This is a genomic window from Caulobacter sp. GW821-FHT10C03 (genome assembly GCF_059415485.1).
The window spans coordinates 106,799-131,525 of the sequence record NZ_JBWKNI010000004.1; the positions used below are offsets into that span (position 1 = coordinate 106,799).

The 24,727-nt window shown below is 67.6% G+C and carries 18 protein-coding genes and 1 pseudogene; 8 read left to right on the plus strand and 11 right to left on the minus strand.

Annotated features, from left to right (window positions below; genetic code table 11):
* Nucleotides 1-95: 95 nt before the first annotated feature.
* A complete protein-coding gene (locus tag AC07NG_RS06380) occupies nt 96-1,766 on the minus strand; it encodes a recombinase family protein (RefSeq protein ID WP_494592767.1) in 1,671 nt (556 codons plus the stop codon).
* Between the two features lie 329 nt (nt 1,767-2,095).
* On the opposite strand from AC07NG_RS06380, the pseudogene AC07NG_RS06385 reads away from it, so the two are divergent.
* The 3 genes and pseudogenes from AC07NG_RS06385 to AC07NG_RS06395 all read left to right on the plus strand — a co-directional run.
* Nucleotides 2,096-2,806: pseudogene (locus AC07NG_RS06385) on the plus strand (ATP-binding protein); the annotation flags it as partial.
* Between the two features lie 1,090 nt (nt 2,807-3,896).
* Entirely contained in the window at nt 3,897-5,450 is a 1,554-nt protein-coding gene (locus AC07NG_RS06390; protein ID WP_494592769.1) for a response regulator, read from the plus strand.
* A gap of 34 nt (nt 5,451-5,484) precedes the next feature.
* Nucleotides 5,485-7,200, plus strand: a complete 1,716-nt coding sequence (locus AC07NG_RS06395) for an AmpG family muropeptide MFS transporter (protein WP_494592771.1) — start codon at nt 5,485-5,487, stop codon at nt 7,198-7,200.
* 9 nt (nt 7,201-7,209) lie between these two features.
* Here AC07NG_RS06395 and AC07NG_RS06400 read toward each other — a convergent pair whose 3' ends face one another.
* Both AC07NG_RS06400 and AC07NG_RS06405 read right to left on the minus strand, forming a co-directional pair.
* Nucleotides 7,210-8,952: a flavin monoamine oxidase family protein gene (locus AC07NG_RS06400; RefSeq protein WP_494592773.1), complete on the minus strand. Its 1,743-nt coding sequence runs from the start codon at nt 8,950-8,952 to the stop codon at nt 7,210-7,212.
* A gap of 169 nt (nt 8,953-9,121) precedes the next feature.
* Nucleotides 9,122-11,023 (minus strand): peptide MFS transporter, encoded by a 1,902-nt coding sequence (locus AC07NG_RS06405; protein WP_487292123.1) that lies wholly within the window; start codon nt 11,021-11,023, stop codon nt 9,122-9,124.
* A 200-nt stretch (nt 11,024-11,223) separates the two neighbouring features.
* Here AC07NG_RS06405 and AC07NG_RS06410 point away from each other — a divergent pair, with 200 nt between their 5' ends.
* From AC07NG_RS06410 to AC07NG_RS06425, 4 genes are all read left to right on the plus strand, one after another.
* A complete protein-coding gene (locus AC07NG_RS06410) occupies nt 11,224-11,790 on the plus strand; it encodes a DUF427 domain-containing protein (protein WP_487292124.1) in 567 nt (188 codons plus the stop codon).
* A 161-nt stretch (nt 11,791-11,951) separates the two neighbouring features.
* On the plus strand, nt 11,952-12,089 hold the full coding sequence (locus AC07NG_RS06415) for a hypothetical protein (protein ID WP_487292125.1): 138 nt from the start codon (nt 11,952-11,954) through the stop codon (nt 12,087-12,089).
* 46 nt (nt 12,090-12,135) lie between these two features.
* Nucleotides 12,136-12,540, plus strand: a complete 405-nt coding sequence (locus AC07NG_RS06420; RefSeq protein WP_492855766.1) for an SRPBCC family protein — start codon at nt 12,136-12,138, stop codon at nt 12,538-12,540.
* A gap of 91 nt (nt 12,541-12,631) precedes the next feature.
* Entirely contained in the window at nt 12,632-14,731 is a 2,100-nt protein-coding gene (locus AC07NG_RS06425) for a catalase (RefSeq protein ID WP_494592776.1), read from the plus strand.
* A 162-nt stretch (nt 14,732-14,893) separates the two neighbouring features.
* Here AC07NG_RS06425 and AC07NG_RS06430 read toward each other — a convergent pair whose 3' ends face one another.
* The 8 genes from AC07NG_RS06430 to trmD all read right to left on the minus strand — a co-directional run bounded on the left by AC07NG_RS06430 (nt 14,894) and on the right by trmD (nt 23,238).
* On the minus strand, nt 14,894-16,822 hold the full coding sequence (locus AC07NG_RS06430) for a methyl-accepting chemotaxis protein (protein WP_494592778.1): 1,929 nt from the start codon (nt 16,820-16,822) through the stop codon (nt 14,894-14,896).
* 102 nt (nt 16,823-16,924) lie between these two features.
* A complete protein-coding gene (gene leuB, locus AC07NG_RS06435; protein ID WP_492855769.1) occupies nt 16,925-17,977 on the minus strand; it encodes a 3-isopropylmalate dehydrogenase in 1,053 nt (350 codons plus the stop codon).
* A gap of 1 nt (nt 17,978) precedes the next feature.
* A complete protein-coding gene (locus tag AC07NG_RS06440) occupies nt 17,979-18,281 on the minus strand; it encodes a putative quinol monooxygenase (RefSeq protein WP_494592780.1) in 303 nt (100 codons plus the stop codon).
* Nucleotides 18,282-18,432: 151 nt separating this feature from the next.
* Nucleotides 18,433-19,038: a 3-isopropylmalate dehydratase small subunit gene (gene leuD / locus AC07NG_RS06445; protein WP_492855771.1), complete on the minus strand. Its 606-nt coding sequence runs from the start codon at nt 19,036-19,038 to the stop codon at nt 18,433-18,435.
* An 11-nt stretch (nt 19,039-19,049) separates the two neighbouring features.
* Entirely contained in the window at nt 19,050-19,976 is a 927-nt protein-coding gene (locus AC07NG_RS06450) for a hypothetical protein (RefSeq protein ID WP_487292131.1), read from the minus strand.
* The gene (gene leuC / locus AC07NG_RS06455; RefSeq protein WP_487292132.1) at nt 19,973-21,406 is read right to left on the minus strand and encodes a 3-isopropylmalate dehydratase large subunit; all 1,434 of its coding nucleotides are present in this window, start codon (nt 21,404-21,406) and stop codon (nt 19,973-19,975) included. Before leuC ends, AC07NG_RS06450 begins: the two co-directional genes overlap by 4 nt.
* Nucleotides 21,407-22,114: 708 nt before the next feature.
* Nucleotides 22,115-22,498: a 50S ribosomal protein L19 gene (gene rplS / locus AC07NG_RS06460; protein ID WP_487292134.1), complete on the minus strand. Its 384-nt coding sequence runs from the start codon at nt 22,496-22,498 to the stop codon at nt 22,115-22,117.
* Nucleotides 22,499-22,500: 2 nt separating this feature from the next.
* Nucleotides 22,501-23,238, minus strand: coding sequence for a tRNA (guanosine(37)-N1)-methyltransferase TrmD (trmD, locus tag AC07NG_RS06465; protein ID WP_110122138.1), 738 nt, complete (start codon nt 23,236-23,238; stop codon nt 22,501-22,503).
* Nucleotides 23,239-23,477: 239 nt separating this feature from the next.
* Here trmD and rlmN point away from each other — a divergent pair, with 239 nt between their 5' ends.
* Nucleotides 23,478-24,710, plus strand: a complete 1,233-nt coding sequence (rlmN, locus tag AC07NG_RS06470; protein WP_494592784.1) for a dual-specificity RNA methyltransferase RlmN — start codon at nt 23,478-23,480, stop codon at nt 24,708-24,710.
* Nucleotides 24,711-24,727: the final 17 nt, after the last annotated feature.

Genomic DNA, 24,727 nt, shown 5'->3' on the forward strand with positions numbered 1-24,727 from the left:
GCGCACGGCGGACGGCCTCGCGTCCGTGCAAGGCAATCGCGAAAGCGGATAGTTATGCTCGCTGCTTTCCGGCTGGAGGTGCGGCTTCGCGGAAGCTAACGGCACGGGGTGATCCAATTCCGCTTCGATACGCCATTGAGCCTCTGCTGTGACGCGCGGCAGATATCGGACCAGTTCGAGTGATAGCCCGCTGATGCGTAAGCCGCGAAGATCGAGCCGAAGCGCCGACGATAATAGGCGAAGGTAGGCATAGATGGATCGGATTGGATCAGCCGCTCATTCAGGTAACCGTGCTTGCGCAGCAGGCGGCGCAGCATAGTGGTCATCTCATCCAGAGTGAGGCGTTTGCCTCTGGCGTTGTTCAAAACAGATTTCTTTTTTGGGATTGGTGGTTTTGGTGGAGCATTTCCGCGGCCTGCGCGACGGGCGGCGGCGCTTGCGAGCTCACCGCGAGTTAAATGAATCCCGATGCGCTCGTATGCAGCCTTCAAAGACCCGAAATGCAGCCGCAGATAATTGATGGAGGGCAGGTCCTGATCGGCTGCGATGAGCGGACCGGTGAGGTAGCCATGCTTGGCGTGCAGGCGTCGTAGACCCTCCAGTACGTCCTCTTCCAGACGCGCGTTGACCCTCTTCCAGTGCCAATGCTCGGGCGCGGGCGTATAGCCTATCAACGCGTAGGCGTGGCTGAGTTTGCCGAAGCGCGCACGAATAGCCTGCTGTGACGGAAGGTATGGCGTCGAGCTGATGACCGCAGCGTTGAGGCGGCCCTGCTCGTGTAAACACCGCTTAAGCCGCTCCAGCACCTCCTCCTTCGAGAGGAAGATCGGCCGATCCTGCACGCGTGCGCGCGCCTTCCTATAGATGCGCTCCGAAACAATCGGCGGGAAGTTTGTAACCTCGATCCATTCCTCACGCGGAACATGGCGCTTATTAGCTTTGAGGTATTGGCTAGTTTTTCCGTAGAAGACGCGTCCGGTGTAGATCTCGTTGTCTAGGATTTGCCGAACACGGCCTTGGTTCCAGGGCCCCTTCGGGGGATGGGGGCGACCCTGTCGGATAAGCTCGCGTGATATTGCCGTTTGGCCCATGCGCCGGTTTACGAAGAGTCGGAAGATTTCGCGGACTGTGGCGACCTCTGCGTCTGGTCCATGGATCAGTTTGAGATAGTCAGTATGTATCGCCTTGCGCTCGCCCGGCTGAAGTACCGTACGAATGAAGCCATCCTTTGTAACTACTTGGCGCCTGAGGCCGAAAGCTACGGTTGGGCCATTGTGCAGGCCAAGTTCGGCTTTGTGACGTTTTGCGCGGCGTAGCTTCTCGGAAAGCTCTCGGCTGTATTCGCCCGCCATCACCCGTTTAAGTGATTTTAGGATTGTTGAAGCAGGCGACCCATCATTCTCAAATGGCTCGCCGCAATAGTGAAGGGCGATACCTGCCTGTCGGCAGAGGAATTCATAATGTGCGGACTCATCGTGGTCTTGGAAGCGGCCCCAACGACTCACGTCGAGCACGAGCACTGCCTTGTAGTCCACTCCGCCGCCGACCACATCGGCGAGCAGTGATTGCAGTCCCTTGCGGCCTTTCAAAAGCAGGCCTGTCCGGCCGGGATCAATGTAGCTGCGCACGATCTCATAGCCCCGGCTCAGGGCGTACAAAGCAATTGCCGCTGACTGGTTTTCCAGCGAGTAGCGCTGGTGTTCCGTGGACATACGCAGGTACTGCGCGGCGGGAGTGAGGCGTGCGCCAGCGTCTTCGTTGGGCATGGCGGTCTCCATGATTGAAGGAGTAAGCCGTGCTGCACTTGTCGGAAAAGGGAAGGGCGCGGGACGATGTATTTCCAGTAATCCCAACGTGAGGCGATGGGTTCGCTCTCAACTTTGCGTGAAAGCAGCGCGCTAACGCTTCTCTTCCCAATGGGGATTACAGTGAGCCCCCCCTCACGGGGGCTGTCGTGCCAGCTTATGCGACTGCTTCGCATTATTGACGGCATAAGCTTGTTCTAGGGACAGCTCTAACCTTTACGGACATATGGGAAGGCGTCGCAGATCAACCCGCGTCGCATTATCTCTGATAATTCTCATTATCTTTGAAAATTCACACCGGCGGCGGGCTGAAGGCCAAGCCGGGAGAGGTGTCGCTGGCCCATAACGGCGTCCTGTTCCTTGATGAACTGCCCGAGTTCGGCGTCCAGGCCCTGGACAGCCTGCGCGCGCCGCTGGAGACCGGCGAGGTGATGGTCGCCCGCGCCAACGCCCACATCCGCTATCCGGCCCGCGTGCAGCTGGTCGCCGCCATGAACCCCTGCCGCTGCGGCCATGGCGGGGCCGGACGCGGCGCCTGCGGCAAGGCCCCGCGCTGCCAGCGCGACTACCAGGGCCGGGTGTCGGGACCGCTGATGGACCGCATCGACCTGGCCGTCGACATGCCCGCCGTCACCGCCGCAGACCTCGCCCTGCCGGCCTCCAGCGAAGGCTCGGCCGAGGTCGCCGCCCGCGTGGCCGCCGCGCGCCGCCTGCAAACCCAGCGCGCCGAAGACGTCATGCCCGGCACGCCCGAGGTCTTGAACGGCCGCGCCGAGGGCGAACTGCTGGAACGCATCTGCGCCCTCGACGAGCCCGGCCGCACCCTGCTGACCCGCGCCGCCGAAGCCGGCCGCCTCTCCGCCCGCGGCTGGACCCGCACCCTGCGCCTGGCCCGCACCATCGCCGACCTGGAAGGCGCGGCGTCGGTCAAGCGCGTCCACATCGCCGAGGCCCTGGCGCATCGCCGGACGGCGACGGCGGGTGAAATGGAAACCCTCTGATCCCCCTCCCCCCCACGAAGTGGTGGCGGGGCCGAGACTGGGCGCCGCGCCAGATCCTCCCCCTCTGGGGGAGGTGGCCCAAAGGGCCGGAGGGGGGTCGTTTTCAGCTTCCGCAGCGCCGACCTTTTCCCCCGTAAAATCCCCGCGAAAGCGGAACACCTGATCCCTCTCCCCTTGCGGGAGAGGGTGGCCTGCGAAGCAGGTCGGGTGAGGGGTCTCTCAAAACTGAAAGCTGCGCGCAGCGGGCAGGCCGGGCGGGGCGTCTCCCATCTGAGAGACCCCTCATCCGACGGCCTTCGGCCGCCACCTTCTCCCGCAAGGGGAGAAGGATCGGGGGATACGCACGCTGCTCACACGGCGTAATCGGAAAAGAGTCCAACCAACTCAACGCCATACAACTTTATAACCCCAACTTATCCCCACCTGTTCAACCCGCCCCATAATCATCCCCATCCCAGCCATGGGGAGGGCTCTTGGTACCGGCCCGAGTTAGCGGCTGAGATCGCATCGAGCGGGGCCGCTTGGAGCGTCATGGGAAGGGCGGGTTTGCAGGATCGCTCAGAAGGCGTGATTGGGCCGCCAGCCGTTCCGTGACGAGACAAGCGGGTCGACAGGGTCGGGATCGTTTCAAACCGGCCTAACAGGATCAGCCGAGGCGCCGCCGGATCACCGCGGGGCTATTGGTCCTGCCCGTCCGAGGGACAACCGGGTCCAGGGCTGAAAGAGGCCCGCGCCCCCGGTCCTTCGAGCCTACGGTGCGGCGGAGCGGTCTGACGAAGCCGAAACGCTAAAACATATCACGGTCTCCGGGCTCCGCCCGGCCGCTCCGCGCCTCCCCGACCTAACGCGCCTTCGCGCGGGAGATCGCAAACCCGTGTCCCTCTCCCCTTGCGGGAGAGGGTGGCCTCCCGGAGGGAGGTCGGGTGAGGGGTCTCTCAAAACTGAAAGCTACGTGTAGCGGTCAGGCCGGGTGGAGGCGTCCGATATCTGAGAAACCCCTCATCCGACCTGCTTCGCAGGCCACCTTCTCCCGCAAGGGGAGAAGGGCCGCGAACCTGACCTTAACCCGCGCCCCCTACACTCACGCGCCATGACCAAGACCCGCGACGCCGTCACCGCCGAACAGCTGGCCACGTTGAGCCACGAGTTCCGCACGCCCCTGAACGGGGTGCTGGGCATGGCGCGTCTGCTGGAAAACACCAAGCTCACCGCCGAGCAGCGCTCCTATGTCGCGGCCCTGCGCGAGAGCGGCGACCACCTGCTGAGCCTGGTCAACGACGTGCTCGACTTCGCGCGCCTGGGGGCCACGGCCCTGGAGCTGCATCTGGCCCCCGTGCACATCGAGGACCTGCTGCGCCAGGTCGCCGAGCTGATGAGCCCGCGCGCCCACGAGAAGAAGATCGAGATCGGCTGGGCGGTCGAGCGCGGCCTGCCGCCGCTGCTGGCCGACGAGGGCCGCCTGCGCCAGGTGCTGCTGAACTTCGCCGGCAACGCCGTGAAGTTCACCGAAAAGGGCGGCGTGCTGATCACCGCCCGCGACGTCGGCGAGGGCCGGGTGCGCTTCTCGGTGGCCGACACCGGGCCGGGCGTCGCGCCCGAGCAGCGCGAAAGCATCTTCGAGGCCTTCGTCCAGACCGATCCCTCGCACCAGGCCCAACTGGGCGGCGCGGGCCTGGGCCTGGCCATCGTCGCCCGCCTGGCGGCGGCCATGGACGGCGCGGCCGGCGTCGGCGAAGCCTCCATCAAGGAAGGGGGCGGAGGCGGCGCCGACTTCTGGTTCGAGGCTCCGTTCGCCCGTCACGAAGAAGCCCCCCCCGCCCCGCCGCTGGAAGGCCGGTTCGTCGCCGTGGTCTCGCCCAACCCGGTGGTCCGCGAGGCCGTCGGCGCCCAGGCCATCGCGTCGGGCGCCTGGGTCAGGAACCTGGCCGGCCTCGACAAGATCGCGACCCTGCCCGCCGCCACCGTGCTGCTGGTCGACGCCGCCCTGGCCGCGCCGGATCGTCCGCTGGCCGCCCCCGCCGGCCGCGCCGCCGTGGCCCTGCTGACCCCCGACCAGCGCGACCTGATCCCCAGCCTGTCGAAGGCCGGCTTCAGCGGCTATCTGATCAAGCCCCTGCGCCGCGCCTCGCTGGTCACGCAGGTGCTGGCCGCCAAGCCGATCGACGCGGCCCTTGAGGCCATCGTCACTCCGGCCGAGGCCCAGGACGACCGCATCGCCCCGGCCGCCGCCCCCGGCGCCCGCGTGCTGCTGGCCGAGGACAACCCGATCAACGCCCTGCTGGCCCGCACCCTGCTGGAGCGCGAGGGCTGCACGGTCGACCGCATCGCCAGCGGCGACGAGGCCGTGGCCGCCCTGTCGCGCGGGACCTACGACCTGGTGTTCATGGACCTGCGCATGCCCGGGCTGAACGGCCTGGAGGCCACCCGCGCCGTCCGCGACAAGGGCGTCGAGACCCCGATCCTGGCCCTGACCGCCGACGCCTTCGACGAGGACCGCCGCCAGTGCCTGCTGGCCGGCATGGACGACTTCCTGGTCAAGCCCCTGACCCCCGCCGCCCTGCGCGAGGCGCTGTCGCGCTGGACCGGCCCGGACCGCCCGCGCCGCTGGACGAACGTCGCGACGCGCGCCAAGGTCGCCCGCTGACGGCGGTTTTCCCGTCGCCTCGGGGGAAGACCGCATGAGCCAGGACAGCACGCCGACCGCGGCGCCGCCCAAGAAGAGCCTGCTCGGCGCCCTGTCCGTGTTCGGCGAGCGGCGGGCCCTGGCCCTGCTGGGCCTCGGCTTCGCCTCGGGCCTGCCCTACATGCTGATCTTCGACACCCTGTCGCTGTGGCTGCGGGACGCTGGCCTGTCGCTGTCGGTGATCGGCTTCTTCAGCCTGGCCACCCTGTCGTTCTCGCTAAAGTTCCTGTGGGCCCCGCTGATCGACCGGACCAAGATCCCGGTCCTGCACGGCCTGCTCGGCCATCGCCGCGCCTGGATGCTGGTCTGCCAGGCCGGGATCATGCTGGGACTGTGGGCCATCTCGACCCTGAACCCGGCGACCAATCTGGGCCTGCTGGCCGCCCTGGCCGTGCTGACCGGCTTTCTGACCGCCAGCCAGGACATCGTCATCGACGCCTGGCGCATCGAGGTGGCCGACGCCGAGCGCCAGGGCCCGATGGCCGTGGCCGTGCAGTGGGGCTATCGCGGGGCCATGGTCATGGCCGGCGCCGTGCCGCTGATCCTGGCCGAGCGCTTCGGCTGGAACTTCTCCTACGCCCTGATGGCCCTGGCCGTGCTGATCGGCGTCGGCGCCACCCTGTGGGCCCCGCGCGAGGCCGCCCACACCATCCGTCCGATCCACACCGACGACGTCGCCCAGCCCCAGGCCCTGGTCGTGGTCGAATGGCTGCTGCGCCTGGCCATCATCGCCCTGGGCGCCCTGATTCTGGGCTCGGGTCTGGCCGGCGACGCCGGCCTGCTGTCGAAGCTGGTCGGGGGCGAGGCCCTGGCCGACGCCTGGACCGCCAAGCCCAACGGCGTCTGGCTGCAGCTGTTCGGCGCCCTGGTCGGCCTGGGCGTCATCGTGATCGCCGCCTGGCCGATCCCCGGCCTGCGCACCAAGCCTGGCGTCTACATGTCCAAGGCCTTCGGCGAGCCGCTGAAGGAGTTCACGACCCGCTTCTCGGGCGTGGCCGGCCTGATCCTGGCGGCGATCTGCGTCTACCGGGTCTCGGACTTCGTGCTCAACATCATGAACCCGTTCTACCGTGATCTGGGCTTCTCGCTCACCGAGATCGCCGAGATCCGCAAGGTGTTCGGCATCATCGCCTCGATGATCGGCGTGTTCCTGGGCGGCGTTATCGTCGCCCGCTTCGGCCTGATGAAGGCCCTGATCATCGGGGCCTTCGCCCAGCCGATCAGCAACCTGGGCTTCGCCGTCCTGGCCGTCAGCGGCCACAGCGTGCCGATGCTGTTCACCAGCATCTGCCTGGACAACATCTGCGGCGGCATCGCCGGCACGGCGCTGATCGCCTACATGTCGAGCCTCACCAGCGCCGGCTTCACGGCCACGCAGTACGCGCTGTTCTCGTCGCTCTACGCCCTGCCGGGCAAGCTTGTGGCCTCGCAGTCGGGCCGCATCGTCGAGGCCTCGGCGGTCGCCGCCGAACACGGCGGGCCGCTGGGCGCGCTGAAGGCCCTTTTCGCCCGCTTGCCGCCCGAGACCTTCGCCGCCGCCGGCGCCAAGCTGAACGTCAGCGGCGCGGCCATGGGCGCGGGCTATGTCGCCTTCTTCGTCTACACCGCCCTGATCGGCGTGGTGGCCATCGCCCTGTCGTTCCTGGTCGCCGCCCGCCAGCCCAAGGTCCAGGCGCTGAAGGACGCGGCGGCGGCCGAAGCCGCCGCCTAGTCTCCGTCCCTAGCAGGCGCAGATCAGCGGATAGTTGGTCGTGTCGGCGATGGTGGTCATGCCGTAATACTGCACCAGCACCGACTCCGCCGTGCAGAACGCCCCCTCGACCCAGGCCTGGTCGTTGGAATAGGCCTCGCCGATGATGAAGAGGTTGGCCGCCGTGGCGCCGGGCACGAGGCCCGTCGGCTGGCGGATGCGCTGCATCACGTCGCAGATGTCGTAGTGGGCGGCCCAGGCGTGATAGCCGGCCCCGAACGGATTGAGCGAGAAGTCGTCGAAGATCGACTCCACCGGCCAGGGGATCTGGTGGGCGGCGTTCGGATCGCCCCAGTGCACCTTGGCCAGCTCCAGCAGCACCATGCGGATCATGGTGTCGGTCGCCTTCCGGGGGCCGAACAGCACCTGGTAGTCCTGGTCGATCGGCACCTTGCGGCGCTCGCCCACCCCGATCTCCAGCTCCTGCCAGAACTGCACGTACTGCATGTCGTCGTACGAGGCCAAAACGCCGTACATGGGCTTGTCCGTCCCCTGGCTGTTGTTGCCGAAGTAGTAGACCTGGCGCAGCGGCAGGTCGGTGATGGTGGGGCCGAAGACGTTGTCCTTGCCCGACAGGTCCGGCGGATAGGGCACGTCGGCGTCGGTCCACCACGGACGGTCGAAGAACAGCATCACCCGCATCGACGGCTGGCGGATCACCCCGTCCATGTAGAGCTGCACGCCCTCGGCGTTGAGGATGTCCAGCGTGCCGGCCGGCATGTCGGCGTAGCGCGTGGCCTCGGCCACGAGATCCAACGAGGCCGGCGGCATGGCCAGGAAGGCGTTTTGCGTGGTCTGGACCTCGCCGCCCTTGAACGGGTTCTCGGCGCTGGCCAGGCGGTAGTTGACCACGTCGTCCTCCAGCCACACCGAGTGCAGGCGCGTGCGCTGGGTCAGGACGAGGTCCACCCCCGCCTTCTGCGCCGCCGCCAGGGCCTGCTGGTAGAGCTGGACGAAGACCTGGGAATAGCCGCCGTTGACGGTCTTGAACGCCCCGCCCGGCGCGAATTCGCCGTTGTAGACGGCGGCGTTGGCGGCGTTCCAGTTGATGACGTTGGAGGTGTAGCCGCCGGCGTCGGCGGCGTACTCGTAACCCTCGTTGCCGGCCTGGTCGTAGAAGACGTTCCAGTAGCCGATGTTGCCGGCGATCGCGCCCGGCGGATAGACGAACGAGTTGAAGGTGTCCGGCAGCCGGCCCGAGCCGTAGAAGGCGCACTGCTGAGTCCGGGTCGAGACCGGCGCCGTCCCGGTGATCAGGGCCGAGATGTTCGAGAACAGGGTGGCGGCCGGCTGCTCGTTGTTGCCCGGCGTGTTGTAGGGCGCGGGGTGGGTCGCCAGGTCGTTCTGGTAGATGTGCTCCTCGCGCAGGAACAGCAGCGGGTTGTCGGTGGTGTTGAAGTCGATGACCTTGTCCGACAGGCCCAGCGCCTGGATGGTCAGGGTGACCAGCTGGTGGCCCTGCGTGCCGTCCCACTCGATGAAGCGCATGCCGCCCGCCTCGATGTAGGACTGCTTGGGATCGTCGAAGCAGAAGTGGGTGACGATGCGCCCGGCCGGCAGGCGCGTGCCCGAGCCCGGCCCGTCGAAGGCGTAGTCGCCCCACTCGTAGAGCTGGATCACATCACCCGCGACGGCCTTGCCGCCCGTGACCAGCCGCCAGGCCGTGTAGAGCCCCGCCGGCCCCGCGCCGAAGATCGTATAGGTCGTCGCCATCGCCGCCTCCCCGCCGGTCGCCACGCGCGACCAAAAATTGCATTCGAGCGATTACGCGCGTCGCGGTCCGGGGCGGCTGTGCGAAACCAGACAACCGCCCAAGAAAACGGGGCAAAGAAAAAGGCCCCGGATCGCTCCGGGGCCTTCGTCGTCAGGGCTGACGCCCGCCTCAGTCGGCGACCGTCGCGGTGTCGACCGGGGCTGCGTGATGCTCGTCCGAGCCGTGCGACCACTTCTTGAGGAAGGGCGACAGCAGCAGGAAGATCACGCCGATGCCGGCGGCGATCAGGCCGATGACGTTGAACACCTGCAGCGAGGTGCGCAGCGCCGCCTCGGGGTCCAGCACCTGGCCGCCGACGGTTTCCACCGTCGTCAGGCCGGCGATGAAGCCGCCGACGTACTGGGCGATGGCCACGGCCATGAACCACACGGCCATGACGAACGACACCATCGAGGCCGGCGACAGCTTGGTCATCTGCGACAGGCCGACCGGCGACATGCACAGCTCGCCGGTGGTGTGCAGCATGTACATCAGCACCAGGAAGAACAGCGGCATGCGGAAGGCGCCGTCGGCGAAGGTCGAGCCCCACTGCAGGACCAGGAAGCCCAAACCGACTTGAAGCAGCGCCAGGCCGAACTTGACGACCGGGTTGGGATCCTTGCCGCGCCGGCCCAGGAACGTCCACAGGGCCGCGAACACCGGGGCGAAGATCAGGATCCAGCCGGCGTTCAGGGCCTGGGTCTGGGCGGCGTTGAAGCTGGAGTCGATCCAGAAGGTCGAGGCCGGGTCGAGGCCAGCCGCCTTCAGCTGACCCGGAGTGGCGATGGTCACCGCGCTTCCGAACAGGTGGATCGGCGCCGACGTCAGGTTCAGGTTGACGTTGGTGGCCGCGAACAGGTTCAGCGACGAGCCGGCCTGCTCGAACAGGGTCCAGAACACCACCGCGCCGAAGATCAGGAACATGGCCAGGCCCAGACGCTCGCGCTCGACCTTCTCGACCTTGGTGAACATGAACCACAGGATGTAGCCGATCGAGCCGATCATCCCCAGGGTCAGGGTCACGCCGACGATGGCGCTGCGCTGGACCAGGAAGAACACCACGCCCACCGCCAGCAGCGACACCAGGTAGATCAGGTGCTCACGGCTCAGCGGGCCGGCGACGTTCTGCTTCAGCGCCTTGGCGTCGGGCGCCTCGCCCTTGCCCATCAGCAGCGGCTTGCCCAGCACGAAGACGACGAAGCCGGCCAGCATGCCGATCCCGGCCAGGCCGAAGCCGGCCCACCAGCCGACCTTGACGCCCAGATAGCCGCACAGCAGCGAGGCCCAGAACGAACCCAGGTTGATGCCGTAGTAGTAGAGGGTGAAGCCCGGATCCCGGCGCGGGTCGCCCTGCGGGTAGAGCTGGCCGACGATGGTCGAGATGTTGGGCTTCAGGAAGCCGACGCCGACGATGATCAGCGACAGGGCCAGCCAGAAGATGTTGAGATAGGTCGGGTCACGGCCCTCGACGCCCAGCTTGTACTGGCCCTTGGGCAGCACGGCCGGCAGCGGCGCGTCGGCCGCCAGGTTCTTGATCTCGAAGTCGCCGGCCTTGTTGGCCGAGATGTCGTAGGGCTTGCCCGCCACGATCAGGCGCGCCACGCGGTCGTCGCCGCGGCCTTCGGCCTGGAATTCGTAGGTCTGGCCCGCATAGGCCAGGGTCTGGGTCGCCGGCTTGCCCTCGACCGCCATGGTCAGGTGGCCGGCCACCAGCAGCAGGGCGCCGAAGGCGACGGCCTTGCGGGTGCCCAGCCACTTGTCGGCCAGGAAGCCGCCGATCAGCGGCAGCAGGTAGACGAGCGAGGTGTAGGAGCCATAGTGGGCGTTGGCCACCTTCGGTTCGAACAGGAAATGTTGCGTCAGATAGAAGATCAGGATCGCCCGCATGCCGTAGTAGGAGAAGCGCTCCCACATCTCGGCGAAGAACAGGATGATCAGCCCCTTGGGGTGCTCTTTGATAAGCTGCAGGAATACCGGCAGACCCGTCAATAACGTGACGAGCACGCCAATAACAATGACAATGCTATTCATTCTCGACCTTGACTGTATTCAAGTCAGATAGGGCGACACCAACGGTCGTTTCGCCCTCCCCTCCCCAGTTCGCGGGGAGAAGATCACGCGGCTTTCCGTTTCACAAGCAAAGGCTTGCCGGAAGGGAGCGCTTGCCCCGCCCCGCGCGTTTCAGTGGCGACAGGTTCCGCAACGACACCCGCAACGACTGGGGAACGCGCATGCAATCGTCAAATCCCGACCATCCGATCACCTGCGCCCGCGAGAGCGGCCGCGTGCGGGTGCTGTTCGAAGGCCACGAGATCGCCGACAGCGACGACGTCCTGGTGCTCCGCGAGGCCGACTATCCGCCGGTCCGCTACTTCCCGCGCGGCGACGTGGCCATGGCCTTCCTGCGCAAGTCCGACAAGACCACCCGCTGCCCCTACAAGGGCCAAGCGACCTACTACACGATCTATCGCGACCGGCAGATCATCGAGGACGCCGTCTGGTCCTACGAGTCGCCCCTGCAGGGCATGGACCGTCTGGCCGGGCGGCTGGCCTTCTATCCGCAGCATGTCGACTTCCAGAACGACGCGCTCAGCCCGGCCGAGTCCGCCGCGATCCCCGGCGCGGCCCCGCGCAGCGCCCACGACATCGACGAGATCGTCCGCCACACCGACAGCGGCTCGGGCAGCAGCCAGGCCGAGCACTGGGAGGCCAATGTCTCGATGCCCGACGACGAGGCCTGGGAGGGCGACGAGGACCAGGTGATCGGCCGTCCGTACCACGGAACGGGCTCGATCTAGGGGTTAGGTCGGCCCGTCGACACAAGTCGCTGTATGAAAACACACATTTTTGTCACTCCACGGCGCCGTTCGCCCTTGCCAAGCGTTGCAACCCAGGAGATCGTCTCAAATGAAACCGTCCGCTCCCTCCCCCAGGGAGAACAGAGACGGAGGAGGAAGCCATGGCCTATATCAGCCTGGAGGCGCGCCACCAGACCGCGTCGCCCCGCCGCCGGATCCGTTGGGAGCGCGTCGCGATCGTCGGCGCCAGCCTCGGCCTCTGGGCCGGCATCATCGCCCTGGCCACAGCCCTTTCCTGACCCTTCGGCGCGGACAGCTCGCGCGCCGCTTGGCCGCGAGATGTCCATGCCCCTGAATCCCTGCCGCCCGATCTCCATCGGCGTCGCCCGAACGGCCGCCGACGTCTATGACTATGCGCGCCGCCCCGAGACCATGCCCGAATGGGCCGCGGGCCTGGGCGGCGGCCTGCGCGCCTCCGCAGAACCCGACATCTGGATCGTCGACACGCCCGAGGGGGAGGCCCAGGTGCGCTTCTCACCCGACAATCCCTACGGCGTTCTCGACCACTGGGTGACCCTGGCCGACGGGACCGAAGTCTCGGTTCCCCTGCGCGTGGTGGCCAACGGCGACGGCGCCGAGGTCACCCTGACCCTCTTCCGCCTGCCCGACATGGACGACGCCGCCTTCGAGCGCGACGCCCAGGCGGTGACCCGCGACCTCGAAACCCTGAAGGCGCGCCTGGAAGGCTGAGGCCGCAAGCGTCGCCGGAGGAACCGCCACACTCACCCCAGGGTTTGGCTACCGGTCCCCGCAACACCGCCGGGACCAACGAGGGCAGGCCATGGACGATGGTTTCATCACCAAGCGCGGAACAGGCGACGAAACCCATCAACAGGTTCCCAAGGACGGCCCGCACGATGCCGAGGGCCACCTGACCACCAACCAGGGCGTCCGGGTCTCCGACAACCAGAACCAGCTGAAGTCGGGCCCGCGCGGCCCAGTGCTGCTGGAAGACTTCGTCCTGCGGGAAAAGATCTTCCACTTCGACCACGAGCGCATCCCCGAGCGCATCGTCCACGCGCGCGGTTCGGCCGCCCACGGCTTCTTCGAACCCTATCCGGCGGCGGCCAAGCTCAGCAAGGCCGACCTCTTCCAGCGTCCGGGCGAGAAGACCCCGGTGTTCGTGCGCTTCTCCACCGTGGCCGGCGGCGCGGGCAGCGTCGACACGCCCCGCGACGTGCGCGGCTTCGCGGTGAAGTTCTACACCCAGGAGGGCAACTGGGATCTGGTGGGCAACAACATCCCGGTGTTCTTCATCCAGGACGCCATGAAGTTTCCCGACCTCGTCCACTCGGTGAAGATGGAGGCCGACCGCGGCTATCCCCAGGCCGCCAGCGCCCACGACACCTTCTGGGACTTCATCAGCCTGATGCCCGAGGCCACCCACATGATCATGTGGGCGATGAGCGACCGGACCATTCCGCGCAGCTTGCGCACCATCGAGGGCTTCGGCGTCCACACCTTCCGGCTGATCGACGCCCGGGGGAAGTCGACCTTCGTCAAGTTCCACTGGAAGCCCAAGCAGGGCGTGGCCTCGACACTCTGGGACGAGGCGGTGAAGATCGCCGGCGCCGATCCCGACTTCCAGCGCCGCGACCTGTTCGAGGCCATCCAGCGCGGCGACTTCCCCGAATGGGAGTTGGGCGTGCAGGCCTTCGACCAGGCCTTCGCCGACGGTTTCGAGTTCGACGTCCTCGATCCCACCAAGATCATCCCCGAGGAGGTGCTGCCGATCACCCCGATCGGCCGCATGGTGCTGGACCGCTGGCCCGACAACTTCTTCGCCGAGACCGAGCAGGCGGCCTACTGCCCGGGCAACATCGTGCCGGGCGTCGACTTCACCAACGACCCGCTGCTGCAGGGGCGCCTGTTCTCCTATCTCGACACCCAGAAGAGCCGGCTGGGCACGTCCAACTTCCACCAGATACCCATCAACGCGCCCAAGTGCCCGGTGATGAACTTCCAGCGCGACGGCATGATGCAGATGCTGCAGCCCAAGGGCCGCGCCAACTACGAGCCCAACAGCCTGGCCGAAACGGCCGGCGAGATCGGCGGGCCGCGCGAATGCCCGGCCACCGGCTTCCATACCCACGAGGCCGCCGACCGCGACGACGAGCAGGGCGACAAGCTGCGCATCCGCCCCGAAAGCTTCGCCGACCACTACAGCCAGGCGCGCCTGTTCTTCCGCTCGCTCGACCCGGCCGAACAGGCGCACCTGGCCTCGGCCCTGGTGTTCGAGCTGTCGAAGGTGGGGATCGAGGCGGTGCGGACACGGATGCTGTCCAACCTGGTCAATGTCGATCCGGAGCTGGCGGCCCGGGTCGGCGACGGCCTGAACATGCCCGTGCCCAAGGCCTCGAAGACGGCGGTTCCGGTGCGGGACCTGCCGCCCTCGCCCGCCCTGCGGATCGTCAACGGCCCGCGCGCCCCGGCCGAGCTGAAGGGCCACGTGATCGGCGTCCTGGTCGCCGACGGCTCCGACGCCAAGGCGGTCGATCGACTGAAGGCGGCGATCGCCAAGGCCGGCGCCGTGGCCAAGGTGATCGCCCCGAAGATCGGCGGCGCCAAGGGCGCGGACGGAACCCTGATCCCGGCCGACGGGCAACTGGCCGGAACGCCGTCGGTGACGGTGGACGCCGTGGCCCTGGTGCTGTCGGACGACGGCTGCGCGGCCCTGCTCAAGGAAGCCGCCGCCGTGCAGTTCGTCATGGACGCCTTCGGCCACCTCAAGGCCATCGGCGCCAATGAGGCCGCAAAGCCCCTGCTGGACAAGGCCGGGATCGAGCCGGACGAGGGCGTGACCGGCCTGGGCGAGGATTTCCTCGCCGCCGCGGTCAAGCGATTCTGGGACCGCGAACCGAAGGTGCGGACCCTGGCTTAAAACCCCTCTCCCCTTGCGGGAGGGGGCAGCCTCGCGAAAGCGGGGTGTCGCACATACAGAAACGCCGCGACGGCTGTTCAGCTGTCGCGGCGTCTTGCGTTGGGGAAACCCCTCATCCGTCGGCTGGCGCCGACACCGTCTCCCGCAAGGGGAGAAGGTGGATCAGAACTCTTCCCAGGCGTCGGCGTCCACCTTCAGGGCGGCCGAGCCTTCGCTGGCGAAGGCGGCGGCGCGGGCTTGCGCGGCGCGGGCCGGGCTGGCGGACGGGCGCGAAGCGGGAGAGGCCGCGCGCGGAGCCGAGGCGACCGCGGCGCCGCCGGTGACCTTGAAGCGGCCGACCTGCACGGCCAGTTCGCCGGCCTCGCCCTTCAGCGAGTGGGTGGCGGCGGTGGCTTCCTCGACCATGGCGGCGTTCTGCTGGACGACCTGGTCCATCTGGTTCACGGCGCTGTTGACCTGGTGCAGGCCGGTGGCCTGCTCCTGGGCGCTGGCGGCGATCTCGCCGACCAGGGCGTCGATGCTGGCCACCTGGCTGACGATGGCGCGCAGGGCCTCGCCGGTCTGGCCGACCAGGGACACGCCCGAACCGACCTGCTGGGTCGAGGTCGAGATCAGACCCTTGATCTCCTTGGCGGCCTCGGCCGAGCGCTGAGCCAGGGCCCGCACTTCCTGGGCGACGACCGCGAAGCCCTTGCCGGCGTCACCGGCGCGAGCCGCTTCGACGCCCGCGTTCAGGGCCAGCAGGTTGGTCTGGAAGGCGATCTCGTCGATCACGCCGATGATGTTGCCGATCTGACCCGAGGACTGCTCGATGCCGGCCATGGCGCTGACGGCCTGGTCGACGATCCGGCCCGAACGCTCGGCGCCGGCGCGGGCGTCGGCCACGAGGCCCGAGACCTCCTTGGCGCCGGTCGCGGTCTTGCGGACGGTGGCCGTGATCTGGTCGAGCGCCGCGGCGGTCTCTTCCAGGCTGGCGGCCTGCTGCTCGGTGCGACGCGACAGGTCGTCGGAGGCCTGGGCGATCTCTTCCGAACCGGCGCGGATGCCGCCGGCCGCGCCGTTGATGCCGCGCATGGCCTCTTCCAGGCGAGCGACGGCGGCGTTGAAGTCGGCCTTCAGCTGTTCGGTTTCCGGGGCGAAGCGGGCGGTGATGCGGAAGGTCAGGTCGCCGTTCGACAGGTGGTCCAGGGCCTCGGCCAGGGCGGCGACCGCGACGGCGTCTTCCTGGGCCTTGGCGGCCTTCTCGGCTTCGACCCGAGCGCGCTCGCTCTCGGTCAGGCGACGCTGCTCGACGGCCTCGCCTTCCAGGCGCAGCTTGTGGATGGCGGCGTCCTTGAAGCTCAGCACGGCCTCGGCCATCTGGCCGACCTCGTCCTTGCGGCCTACGGCCGGGACTTCGATGCTGTTGTCGCCGCCGGCCAGGCGGCGCATGGCCGCCGTCATCGCCGCCACCGAGGCGCCGATGGTCGCCGACAGCATCCAGCCCATCACCCCGGCGATGGCCAGGGCGACGACGCCGCCGATCGCCAGCGACAGGATGGCCGTGTCCATGGCCGACTTCATTTCCTTGGCCCGCAGCGCCACGCGGTCCTTGGCCGCGGCGGTCAGTTCCTGCTGCACGGCGCGGATCTGCGACAGGCTCTTGCGGCCCGTCAGTTCACCGGCGGTGACGCGGCCCATCACCGGATCGTTGGCCATGGCCACCTGGACCGGCTCGGCGATCGTCGTGCGCCAGTCGGCCATCGCCGCGCGCAGGCGCTGGATGCGGGCCTTCTGCTCGGCGACCGTGGTCTTGGCCTCGAAGGCGTCCAGCGCCTGGTCGAATTGGCTCGCATTGTCCTTGTAGGTCTGGGCGAAGTCGGCGTCGCCGAGCAGGGCGTAGGCCCGCAGGGCGTTCTGCTGTTCCAGCACCAGGTTCATCACCGACTGGGCGTCGGTGGCCAGCGACTGGCTGCGCTGGCTGGAGACGGCGGCGTCCTCGATGCGCTGCAGGCTGGTGAACACCACCGCCGACGAGGCGATGAAAGCGATGATCAGCGCGCTGAACGCGATGCCCAGCTTCGTCGAGATCTTCAAGTCGTTGAAACGCATTTCGCCCAGCCCTCAACCTATCATTCGATAAGACGAGGAACTGGGCGATAAAACTTAAGCACAGATTGCAAAATGCAGGAATAACAACGCTATATCAGAAATCTAGATGCGACAAAGAACCGCATCACCCATCTGAACAGTCGTAAGTTCACCTCCGAGATCACGGGTACGAGCCCCCGAATCCAGAGCGGCCTTGACCGCCGCCAGCAGACGATCGGCGGCTTCGACTTCCTTCAGCGACCAGCGCAGGGCCATCTCGAACGACAGGATGGCGGCCAGCGGATTGGCCAGGCCCTTGCCGGCGATGTCGGGCGCCGAGCCGTGGATCGGCTCGTACAGACCCGGCTTGTTCGGATCGCCGATGGCGGCCGAGGGCAGCATGCCCAGCGAGCCGGTCAGCATGGCCGCCGCGTCCGACAGGATGTCGCCGAACAGGTTGTCGGTGACGATGACGTCGAACTGCTTGGGGGCGCGCACCAGCTGCATGGCGCAGTTGTCGGCCAGGATGTGCTCAAGCTCGACGTCGGGATACTCGCGCTTGTGCAGTTCGGTGATCACCTGCTTCCACAGCAGGCCCGACTCCATGACGTTGGACTTCTCGGCCGAGTGGACCTTGTTCTTGCGGCCGCGAGCCAGTTCGAAGGCCACGCGCCCGGCGCGCTCGATCTCGCTGGTCGTGTAGAGGGCGGTGTCGAAGCCCTTCTTCTGGCCGTCGGGCAGGGTCTCGATGCCGCGCGGCTCGCCGAAATAGACGCCGCCGACCAGCTCGCGGACGAACATGATGTCGAGGCCCGAGACCAGTTCGGTCTTCAGGCTGGACGCGCCGGCGAGGGCCTCGAAGCAGTAGGCCGGACGCAGGTTGGCGTAGACGTTCATCGCCTTGCGCAGGTTCAGCAGGCCGGCCTCGGGGCGCAGGTGGCGCGGGGCGTCGGCCCACTTGGGACCACCGACCGCGCCCATCAGCACCGCGTCGCTGGCCAGGGCGCGATCGCGCACCTCGTCGGTCAGCGGCGTGCCGTGCGCGTCGTAGCTGGCGCCGCCGTAGATGGCTTCCTCGACCACCAGGTTCGGCGTGAGCGCGGCCGCGACGCGGCGCACCTCGGCGCAGACTTCCGGACCGATGCCGTCGCCGGGGAGCAGGAGGAGCTTAGCCATTTCAGATCTCGCGATAGTCAGAAACGTCAAAAGAGGACATGCGGCGGTCGTGGACGCCGTGCTCGGCCTGAGCCGCGCGCCAGAGCGCCATATGCGGCGAAGCGCGATGGAAGGCCAGAGCCGCTTCGTCGGTGAAGTGCTCGAACACCAGGATCAGGCCGGGATCAAGCGGATCCTCGGAGAGGGCGTAGGCCAGGCACCCCGGCTCGCCGCGCGATCCGGCCACCTGGGCCGCCAGGTGCGGCCGCAGGCTCTCCAGGCGCTCGGGCGCGAAGCGGATGGAGCCGGCGAGGATCAGGGTCATTCTGGTAGCCTCCCCCTTCCCCCTTGATGGGGGAAGGGTCGGGGATGGGGGTGAAGCTGCGCGTCAAGCTGAAGCGAGGCGGCGACTGTGTCCACCGCCGTAGTCACCCCCACCCCAGCCCTCCCCCATCAAGGGGGAGGGAGCAAGCGGGCTATTCCAGCCAGGGCTGGCCGATGGCGCGCTTGCTTTCGAAGACGTCGATGTCGGTGGCGTGCTGCAGGGTCTCGCCGATGGCGTCCAGGCCCTTGAGCATCTTCTGCTTGCGCACCGGATCGATCTGGAAGGCGAAGGTCTTGCCCGAGGGCGAGATCACCGTCTGGGCTTCCAGGTCGATGCTGACCATGTGGTTGCCGCCCTTGGCCTCGTCCATCAGGAGCGAGACCTCGTCGGGCGCCAGCACCACCGGCAGCAGGCCGTTGTTGAAGCAGTTGTTGTTGAAGATGTCGGCGAAGCTGGTCGAGATCACGCACAGGATGCCGAAGTCCATCAGCGCCCACGGGGCGTGCTCGCGCGAGGAGCCGCAGCCGAAGTTGTCGCCGGCGATCAGCACGGACGAGCCCTTGTACTCCGGCCGGTTCAGCACGAAGTCGGCGATCTCGTTCCCCGCCGGATCGAAGCGGAAGTCGAAGAACAGGCCCTTGGCCAGGCCTTCGCGCTCGACGGTCTTCAGGAACTGCTTGGGGATGATCTGGTCGGTGTCGATATTGGCCAGCGACAGGGGCGCCGCGCGGCCGTCGAGACGGGTGAAGGGCTGCATTCGCGCCTCTCCTAGTTCTTCAGGGTCTGGGTGATGGCCCAGCGTTCGGTGCGGCCGTTCAGCTGGCCGCTGCTCGGATCGGTGAGAACGGTCTTGCTCTCGCAGTCGGCCTTGACCGGCAGGCCGATCTTCAGGTCGATCTCGTAGAGACAGCCGCTGGTGTTCTCGAACTTCATCTTGGCGAACATCGCCTTGACGTCGGGCTTCTGGGCGTCGGGACCCATCTGGGCGGCCATGGCCTCGATCATCTTGGCGATGATCGCCGTGGTCGACTCCGGATCCAGGCTCCGGCTCCAGCGCACCACGCCCACGCCGCGCGCCTCGTCGATCTTCTCGATCGAGACGACGCCCTTGGCCTTGATCGCGCCGCCGCCGAACGGGCTGGCGATCTCGTCGTCGTAGGTCAGCGGCTTGCCGACCTCCAGCTCGACGTTCACCGGCACGGTCAGCAGGCTGTCTTCCTTGAGCATGACCGTGGCGGCCTGCTCGGGGCTCATCCTGGCGAACATGCTCGTCACGGCGCCGATGGCCTTGGCCGCGTCCGCGTCGTCGCCGGCCAGGGCGGTCAGCGCCTTGGTGACGTCGGCGACCGTGGCCGGCCAGTCCTCGATCGACACCGGCGAGAGGCTTTCGTCGGCGTCGTAGACATAGGTCCGCGCCAGCATGCCCTCGAGCGCGGCCTGCACCTTGGCCTGCTGCGCGGCCGTGCCGACCTTGGGCAGTTCCGTCGACACCGGCTTCAGCGTCACGCGGTAGCCGTCGCCCCGGGTCTCGATCGTCTTGGCGTAGACCGTCTTGCCGCCGATCGGCGCGGCGGCCTTGCCGTCACGGATGTCCTCGCGGCTCTTGACCACGACCATCTCGACCTGCGCCGTCTTGGGCAGGTCGAGCGGCGCGGCGAAGGTCGAAGCCGCCGCCAGGGCGAGCAGCAGGCTCACGACAGCAGGGTCCGCACGTCGACCAGGTGGCCGGCGATCGCCGCCGCCGCCGCCATGGCCGGCGAGACCAGGTGGGTGCGGCCGCCACGGCCCTGACGGCCTTCGAAGTTGCGGTTGCTGGTCGAGGCGCAGCGCTCGCCCGGCTCGAGGCGGTCGGGGTTCATCCCCAGGCACATCGAGCAGCCCGGCTCGCGCCAGTCGAAGCCGGCGGCCTTGAAGATGGCGTCCAGCCCCTCGGCCTCGGCCTGTTCCTTCACCAGGCCCGAGCCCGGCACGACCATCGCCTTGACGTGCGGGGCGACGAGGCGGCCGTGCAGGAAGGCTTCCTGCACCACCGCGGCGGCGGCGCGCATGTCCTCGATGCGGCTGTTGGTGCACGAGCCGATGAAGACGCGGTCGATCCTGGCTTCCGAGATCGGCTGGCCGGCGGTCAGGCCCATATATTCGAGGGCCCGGTGGGCGGCGGCGCGCTTGTCGGCCGTGCCGAAGCTTTCCGGCTCGGGCACGTTGCCGGTCACCGGGATGACGTCCTCGGGGCTGGTGCCCCAGGTGACCATCGGCACGAGGGCAGAGCCGTCGATGACGACGGTGCGGTCGAAGACGGCGCCTTCGTCGGTGAAGAAGGTCTTCCAGTGGGCCACGGCCATGTCCCAGGCCGCGCCCTTGGGCGCGGCGGGCTTGCCCATGACGTATTCGAAGGTGGTTTCGTCGGGCGCGACCAGGCCGGCCTTGGCGCCGCCCTCGATGGTCAGGTTGCAGAGGGTCATGCGGCCCTCCATCGTCAGGCCGCGCACGGCCTCGCCGGCGTATTCGATGACATAGCCGGTGCCGCCGGCCGTGCCGATCTCGCCGATGACGGCGAGCGCGATATCCTTGGCGGTGACGCCGGGGCCCAGCTGGCCGTCGACCCGAACCAGCAGGTTCTTGGCCTTCTTCTGGCGCAGGGTCTGGGTCGCCAGCACGTGCTCGACTTCCGACGTGCCGATGCCGTGGGCCAGGGCCCCGAAGGCGCCGTGGGTCGAGGTGTGGCTGTCGCCGCAGACGATGGTCATGCCCGGCTGGGTGCGGCCCTGCTCGGGACCCACCACGTGGACGATGCCGTTGCGGATGTCGCCCATCGGGAAATACTCGATCCCGTTGTCGGCGACGTTGCGGCCAAGCGTCTGGAGCTGAAGGCGCGCCTCCTCGTCGGCGACGGCGTCGACGCCGGCGGCCTGGTTCTCGGTCGGCACGTTGTGATCCGCCACGGCGAGCGTGCGGTCGGGCCGGCGCACGGGGCGATGCGCGGCGCGAAGGCCGGCGAAGGCCTGTGGCGTCGTCACCTCGTGGATGAGATGCAGGTCGATGTACAGGATGGCCTCGCCGTCGGCTTCGCTGACGACGTGGGCGTCCCAGATCTTGTCGTAGAGGGTCTTTGTTGCGCGGGTCATAGCGCCTCGCATCTAGGCCCGAAGCGGTGGCGCGTAAAGCGTGGATGCGCCGAAAATCCGCTGTGTGATCGCCGAGCGACGACTGATCTTGCCCCAGACACGCAAGGATCGCCGGATCGGACGCACATTTCTTGCCCGAGCCCGCGACATAGCGCCGCCACGACGTCTCCTAGAACGACTAAGGGCGCGCCGGTCGTAGAGACCTGTCGGCGCGCCCTGACATCGTTTTCAACACTCCAGGGGCCGATGGCTCCACCTGAAGAGGGCCGTCCACTAGAAAGGAGACGGTCTGGAAGCCCGTCGACTGAGCGGCGGGGGTGACAGCATTCAGCGCCTAGAACGCGGTTCTGTCAACAAGCGTGCGAACGCACCAAGCTTCACCTTGCGAGCGACGCGGCCGCGATCCTCGTCTGCCCCGGCCGCGAGCGGCAGATCGGCCCGGCGAAGACGTCGCCGGAAGGTTCGACCAGGGACGAGGCGGACGGCTGGGCCGCGCCGCCGGGAGCGATCGCCAGCAACGTCAAAAGACACCCAATCGTCCAGATCCGTCGCATGTCGCCCCCGCTTCATCGACTTAACCTGAGATTGCGCGCGATCCGGCGCTGTGCACAAGCGCACAAGCAAAGGGCGCACAGGCAAAGGGCGCACAAGCAAAAGGCCCCGGCGTTTCCACCGGGGCCTTCGATCCTCTCGCCGAAGCGGAAGGGCTTATTCGGCGTCGCGACGAACGTTGACGCGCTCGGCGATACGGGCCGACTTACCGCGACGGTCGCGCAGGTAGTACAGCTTGGCGCGACGGACGACGCCGCGGCGCTTGACTTCGATGCTTTCGATGCTCGGCGAGAGCAGCGGGAACAGACGTTCCACGCCTTCGCCGAACGAGATCTTGCGGACGGTGAAGCTCTCGTGGACGCCGGTGCCGGCGCGGGCGATGCAGACGCCCTCATAGGCCTGAACGCGCTCGCGCTCGCCTTCCTTGATCTTCACGTTGACGCGCAGGGTGTCGCCGGGACGGAAGTCCGGGATCGCGCGGACGGCCAGCAGACGGGCCGCTTCTTCTTGCTCGAGCTGAGCGACGATGTTGATCGCCATGATCATTTCTCCTTGGGCTTACCCGTTTTCGGGCCGCCTTTTGCCTGTTGATTGGCGAGATGCGCTTCCCAGAGATCGGGCCGCCGCTCGCGGGTCGTTTCTTCACGCATACTGCGCCGCCACTGGTCGACCTTCTTGTGGTCGCCCGACAGCAGCACCTCGGGGATGTCGAGCCCTTCGAACGTCCGCGGCCTGGTGTACTGCGGATGCTCGAGGAGACCGTCCTCGAAGCTTTCTTCCAGCGTGCTCTCGATGTTCCCCAGCACACCCGGGGCCAGTCGAACGCACGCCTCGATCACCACCATCGCCGCCGCCTCGCCACCGGCGAGAACCGCGTCTCCGACGGAGACCTCCTCGAACCCGCGGGCGTCGAGCACCCGTTGATCCACCCCCTCGAAGCGGCCGCACAGCACCACGATGCCGGGCGCCTTGGACCACTCACGAACGCGCGCCTGGGTCAGGGGCCTGCCCCGGGCGCTCATGTACAAAAGCGGCCGTCCGCCCAGGTCCACGCTGTCGAGCGCAGAGGCGATGACGTCCGCTTTTAGTACGGCTCCCGCGCCGCCACCCGCGGGGGTGTCGTCGAGGAAGCCGCGCTTATCCTTGGAAAAGGCGCGAATGTCCAGTGTTTCCAAACGCCACAGGTCGGCCTCCTTCCAGGCGGTCCCGATCATCGAGACGCCGAGCGGGCCGGGGAAGGCCTCGGGGAACATGGTCATGACGGTGGCGGTGAACGGCATGGGCGCGGTTTAGCGGGAGATGGCGGGATTGTCGAAGGGGGACCCCCTCAGTCGCTCCGCGACAGCTCCGCCAGAGGGGGAGCATCTTTGCGCCGGCGCTTTCTAAATCCTCCCCCTCTGGGGGAGGTGGCCCGGAGGGCCGGAGGGGGCCTTTCGCCGCACGCTTTTGGAAAACCGGCCCACATCTGCTATATCCCCGCCTCGACCCCGCACATTCCTCGAATTTCCCGGACCGCCCCTTGAGCGTCACCCTCGACCTGTCCCGCGTCGCCCCTGCTGAAAAGCAAACCGGGGCCGATGCGGCCAAGCCGCCCGTCAACCTGTCGGGCCTGACCCGCCCGCAGCTGATCGCCGCCCTGACGGAGAGCGGCGTGGTCGAGCACGGCAAGGCCAAGATGCGCGCCACCCAGGTGTTCCGCTGGATCCACCACCGCGGCGTCACCGACTTCGCCCAGATGAGCGACGTCGCCAAGGAAACCCGCGCCCGCCTGGCCGAGACCTTCACGATCGCCCGCCCCGAGGTGGTCGAGCGCCAGGTCTCCAAGGACGGCACCCGCAAGTGGCTGATCCGCATGGCCCCGGGCATCGAGGTCGAGACGGTCTATATTCCGTCGGTCGGCCGGGTCGGCGCCCTGTGCGTCTCCAGCCAGGTCGGCTGCACGCTGAACTGCAGCTTCTGCCACACCGGCACCCAGCCCCTGGTGCGCAACCTGACGGCCGCCGAGATCGTCGCCCAGGTGCAGATCGCCAAGGACGACCTGGCCGAATGGCCGTCCGACAAGGAAGACCGCCTGCTCTCGAACATCGTGTTCATGGGCATGGGCGAGCCGCTCTACAATCTGGGCCAGGTGTCCGACGCCATCGAGATCATCAGCGACAACGAGGGCATCGGCATCTCGCGTCGCCGGATCACGGTCTCGACCTCGGGCGTCGTGCCGATGCTGGGCAAGCTGGGCGAGACGACCCAGGCCATGCTCGCCATCAGCCTGCACGCCACCAACGACCCGCTGCGCGACGAACTCGTACCGCTGAACAAGAAGTACCCGATCGCCCAGCTGATGGACGGCATCCGCGCCTATCCGGGCCTGTCCAACGCCCGCCGGGTGACCTTCGAGTACGTGATGCTGAAAGGCGTCAACGACAGCCCCGACGAGGCCCGGGCGCTCGTGAAGCTGATCAAGGGCATCCCCGCCAAGATCAACCTGATCCCGTTCAACCCGTGGCCGGGCAGCCAGTACGAGTGCTCGGACTGGGGCGCGATCGAGACCTTCGCGGCGATCCTCAACAAGGCCGGCTACTCCTCGCCGATCCGCACCCCGCGCGGCCGCGACATCCTGGCCGCCTGCGGCCAGCTGAAGAGCGAGAGCGAGAAGGTCCGCGCCAGCGCCCTGCGCAAGCTGTCGATGGCGGCCATGGCCGGCATGCTGGAAGAGGAAGACGACGCGGGCGCGCCCTCGCCGCGCTCTCCCTGACCATTCTGGCGGCGGCG